5 protein-coding genes and 1 pseudogene are annotated in these 4,621 nt (G+C 25.1%); 2 read left to right on the top strand and 4 right to left on the bottom strand.

Going from position 1 to position 4,621, the window contains the following annotated elements:
• Nucleotides 1-286: 286 nt before the first annotated feature.
• A pseudogene (locus tag KM800_RS14890) lies at nucleotides 287-538 on the top strand (AraC family transcriptional regulator); the annotation flags it as partial.
• 290 nt (nucleotides 539-828) lie between these two features.
• On the opposite strand, the gene KM800_RS14885 reads toward KM800_RS14890, so the two are convergent.
• The 4 genes from KM800_RS14885 to KM800_RS14870 all read right to left on the bottom strand — a co-directional run bounded on the left by KM800_RS14885 (nucleotide 829) and on the right by KM800_RS14870 (nucleotide 3,826).
• The gene (locus KM800_RS14885) at nucleotides 829-2,082 is read right to left on the bottom strand and encodes a DUF3800 domain-containing protein (protein ID WP_217813793.1); all 1,254 of its coding nucleotides are present in this window, start codon (nucleotides 2,080-2,082) and stop codon (nucleotides 829-831) included.
• Nucleotides 2,083-2,769: 687 nt separating this feature from the next.
• Entirely contained in the window at nucleotides 2,770-2,916 is a 147-nt protein-coding gene (locus tag KM800_RS14880; RefSeq protein ID WP_217813792.1) for a hypothetical protein, read from the bottom strand.
• Nucleotides 2,917-3,069: 153 nt separating this feature from the next.
• Complete coding sequence (locus KM800_RS14875; RefSeq protein ID WP_217813791.1) at nucleotides 3,070-3,324, bottom strand: hypothetical protein; 255 nt, start codon at nucleotides 3,322-3,324, stop codon at nucleotides 3,070-3,072.
• Nucleotides 3,325-3,337: 13 nt separating this feature from the next.
• Nucleotides 3,338-3,826 (bottom strand): hypothetical protein, encoded by a 489-nt coding sequence (locus KM800_RS14870; RefSeq protein WP_217813790.1) that lies wholly within the window; start codon nucleotides 3,824-3,826, stop codon nucleotides 3,338-3,340.
• A 405-nt stretch (nucleotides 3,827-4,231) separates the two neighbouring features.
• Here KM800_RS14870 and KM800_RS14865 point away from each other — a divergent pair.
• The coding region (locus KM800_RS14865) for an IS110 family transposase (protein WP_217813789.1) at nucleotides 4,232-4,621 on the top strand (390 nt) is incomplete at its 3' end.

Raw genomic sequence — 4,621 nt, 5'->3', positions numbered from 1 at the left:
AATAAATGGTCGTTTATTTTACTATACTTACCACTAATCACATATTTGCTGGTATTTCCCCATAAAACTATAATGGTTAATCATAAATTGAATTTTCTTTTTATTAGGAATAGCGTCTACATTTCCGACGAAACCTACGCTAAGACAAAAAATGGGTAATTGTAATTAGATGATTATATACTTTAATATACAGTAGTAGTCTATTGTGGCATACTGCTGTCATATTCAGTGTGATATTATATAAAAAGTAAAAAGGTAATTATCTATATAAGGAGATAATAAAACTATGGCTTATAAATTGAAGGAAGTAACAGTAAGAACGAATAATTCTGAAGAAGGAATAAAAATAATTAGTGAAATTTGGAAATATATTATTAGTGGAAAACTCCCTATTCTTTTTGATACCGATCATATGTTTCAGCAAGGCATTTCTCCAGTTTCAAAATACAGTAATTATTCTAATGATGAAAATGGAGATTATGACCTAACGATAATGGCTGTAACAGTGAACTTTTTTCAAAAGATGGAAAACCACATTGCTATTTATATGTTACAATTAAGTAAATTTAGAAAATAAAAGTAGGAGTATGGTTAATGAACGTGTTAAATTCCAAAAGGATTTATAAACTATTTTAATTTACAGGAGAAAAAAGAGAAGGGAAAAAATGTATACAACAACTTCCATTATTAAGGGCGTTAGCACTAGGGGTTTGTGGATTGTGTAGTCCCATTATATTTATTTCTATTTTGTCTTTAAATATGAATAAATTCTTAGCATAATTTTCGTGTTTTGTTGCTTATACCCTAAGGAGTTTTATATTTTAATTATCAATCATCTTTATCTAGCCAATTTATTGTTAATTTATTTAAGTATCTTTCAATTAATTTAGACAACCTACTTGGATAGTCAAATATATTTCTATAATCTTTAAAGTTATATTTAACTTCACTTAATTTATCATTATGAAAGTCTATAATAGCTTTCATATGTTCATTATCAAAGTCATTTTTAAAATTTAAAAATGTAGCAACATATTTAGATATATATTCTTTCCCAATAGTAGAATTAGTATCTTTACTATCATCCTCTGGCCAAATAAAAATATTTAAAGTTAATAATTTTTTCAAAGTTTCATTATCTGAAAGAATTAAATAAACAAATTCAGCCTTCATAATGTTATTAATATCATATATCTTTAATTTTTTATTTAATTGTTTTAATTTATTACGTGTTTTTATATCGTCTGTCGGTACTATTAATTTATATTGTTCATATTTCTTATAAGCACTATTTATTAATTCCCTTTCATCAGATTTTAACTTGCCTAATATATTATTCATAGTATTTATTTCAATATTTTTAGGAACCTCTAAGTATTTTTCTTCAAATAAAAAAGAAAATATACCTAATATGATATCTACTATTTGTAGTCCTATGTAATCATCAGATTTTTCTTGCCTACACCTATCAACTTTGTAATTTAATCCTCTATACATAGCTTGGGCATTTAATTGTTCTCTTAACGTTTTTGTCAATTGAACATGATTATAAGTTTTATTAATAATTTTATTACATTCTTTTATTTTTTTTTCATCACTAAACTTAGAACTTGAATCTATTATAGATTTAAACTTTTTAGCATTTTCTTCACTAAAAAACTCTAAATTCTTATTACCATAACCAGCCCATTCATCTATGTAAATGTCAATATTTTTAAAATCATAGCTTGTCCTAAGTATTCCATATATTAGCCTTTCAGGAATCTTAGTATATAATAAATTTCTAATAGCTGTAGGCTTAAGCTTTAATTTTTCTCCAGTTTTTATTGCATACTCATTATTTACTATGTATATATTAGTCTTTATAAAATCCAATGCATACTTAAAAATATTTAAATAATAATTTACAAGTGATAAATTAAAGTCTACAAAATGAAGTTCCTTTCTAAGATCAGTATCATTTTTATAACTGTCTATTTTTTTCCTATCTAAATAAGAACACCCTATTATTCCATAATAAGAAAACGTAGACCTAAATTCATCTAGCTTATTTGACTCATCAAAATATAATTCAAAACTCATAATTTCCTCCAATAATGTTGACTAAATAACATTATATTTATATAATAAATATATACATCTATTATGTAGATGTATTTCTTGAAAAGTGGGCATACTTAAATATATAGTATATTATAGCACTTAGCGCTCGCTCAAACTATAATATTTATATATTTAATTATTTATATACTTTTTAGCGCTCGCAAGGTATGTAAATAACAATATAAAGCTAGTTAAACAATTTATATTATGGAACATTATAGTACTTAGCGCTCGCGAAACTATAATGTCTATAAGGATGTAATATATATAATAATTATTTGTATAGCATTTAGCGCTCGCAAAATCTATATAAATAATAAAAATTAAAAAAGCTGTTATTAAAAAACATATATTTTTTTTAATAACAGCTTTTTTAATTTCAACTAATACCTCTCTAATCTTTCTATCTAATTTCATGTATAATACTTTTTTATCTTCTCATAAGAAGTCTTGACGCAATTAAACGCATAAATCCTCTGCTTGTACCTATACCATATCGCATTCTTTTTAATAAATCAGGGCCTTTTATAATTAAATAACAAAATCAAATTAGCAGCATAAAATTTATATTTACGAATTATTTTATAGATAGATAATATCATTATCTAATTACAATTACTTATTTTTGTCAGAAATATTAATGCTAACCATATAACATTCAATTTTTTATTTTTTTGATTCCTGAATTGTTTTTCTTTTCATATCTCTATACCAATCTGCTCTATCTTTATATCCTAATTTTTTAATAGCTTCATCAAGTTTTTTCAATTCTTCTTCCGTATCTCTGACCTGAAATCTTGGATTTTTTATCATATAATCCCTCCAAAAAATATTATTATAATTACAATGTACCCCATATGTACATTTTTATCAATATTTTTTATAGCTCAAACATAAATTTTATTCTATATCTGAGCTATAGCTTTAACTTTTAGTTTAATATTTAATTACTAAACCAAAATAATATTATAAATTAACTAACTGTTTCAAAAATAATCTTGCGTCATCAAAACCAGTATTATAAAACTCAACTGCTATTTTATAAATATAATCTACTATGGTATTTTTCATATCTAAAGCAAGACTTTCATCTTCCTTTTGAACTATTTTTATTAAACTATCAATTTTTAAATCAGAATTATATAGTCCATTTTTATTATCAATATTCCTTTCCAATAAATTCTTTTTTAATTTTTCAATATCTATAATATTTTCTACCATTTTATTTCCTCCCCTAATCAAATCTATTAAATGAATACCACGATGGAATGTCTCTCAATTTCTCTGCTGCTGACCTAAAATACTTTAAAGCTGTATTATACTGACCTACTATTTCAGCTATATTTTTAGAATTTAAAACATCTTTTTTATGTTTTTCTTGAAGTTTTTTTAAATTATCCTTTAAATAATCAATTTTAAATCTAGTGTGTTTACTTCCTTCTTCTCTAGGTGCTAGAGTTATCTCAAAGTGTTTATATGGATTCTGTTTTGATATATATAACTCATACCACCCATAATTTTTATAATAACTTACACCATAATTTTCAAATAGATCCTGGACTGTTTTTTCTATTCTCTTATTGATAATCTTATTTTCATAAGATTTTAAGCCATTTATTAAGGTTTTATATATACTCATTTTTTCTATATCTGATTTAAAAGTTTTTTCTATGTGTAAAATCAATTTGTTATATTCATTTATATTAATTTCATACTCACGCATTTTAAATCCTCCTTGTATAATGTGGTTATAACATTCAATAGAAAACTATCTTAAATTTTAACGAACATTACAACTCATTTCTTTTTTATTATTCGAAGATTTTCTACCCGATAGGGTGTACTAATCTCATCTAACTTTGTTTTCTATTAATTTTCCCTAACGGGAATCCATACTAGTAAAATTGATGTATAATATCTCCTGAATAGGCGATAGATGTATTCCTCCTGGGAAATGATTCGATAGAATCATTATTACCCGTAAATTAGCGTATCATTCCATCAGTGAGAATTCTGTGTTTAGCTGGTTGGGTTTCCCTTTGGGAACTACCCGTGTCACAAACAAGGTTACAAAATTACTGATAGAAATGGAATATCTATTCTATCTCAAAACAAAGGAGATACATATATGAGTAAATTTTTTTATAAACCAATAGTTGGAATTGATATATCGGCAGACTTTTCTGTAGCTGCCATATTGGCACCTGACGGTGAAGTGTATAGAAAGCCTTTTAAGATTATGCATAATAGAAATGGTTTTGATTACCTAGTAGATCAAATAAAAAAAGCGGAGAAAGAGCTTAACATGAAAACAGCCATTTTCATGGAATCTACTGGTGTATACCATCTTACTCTTTTCCACTTTCTTAAAGATACGTTTGAAGTATGTATCCTTAATCCACTCATTACTAATTGTAACAAGAATGTGGACATAAGAAAAGTGAAAAATGATAAAAAAGATGCATTAACCATTGCTAAAATAGGTAAATTTCAAGATGTCAAATATTCTTCTAACTTT

The organism is Clostridium tyrobutyricum, assembly GCF_019144085.1.
Taxonomy (GTDB): domain Bacteria; phylum Bacillota; class Clostridia; order Clostridiales; family Clostridiaceae; genus Clostridium_B; species Clostridium_B tyrobutyricum_A.
The sequence above is the reverse complement of the archived record's forward strand: the minus strand, read 5'-3'. Positions and strand labels throughout refer to the sequence as shown.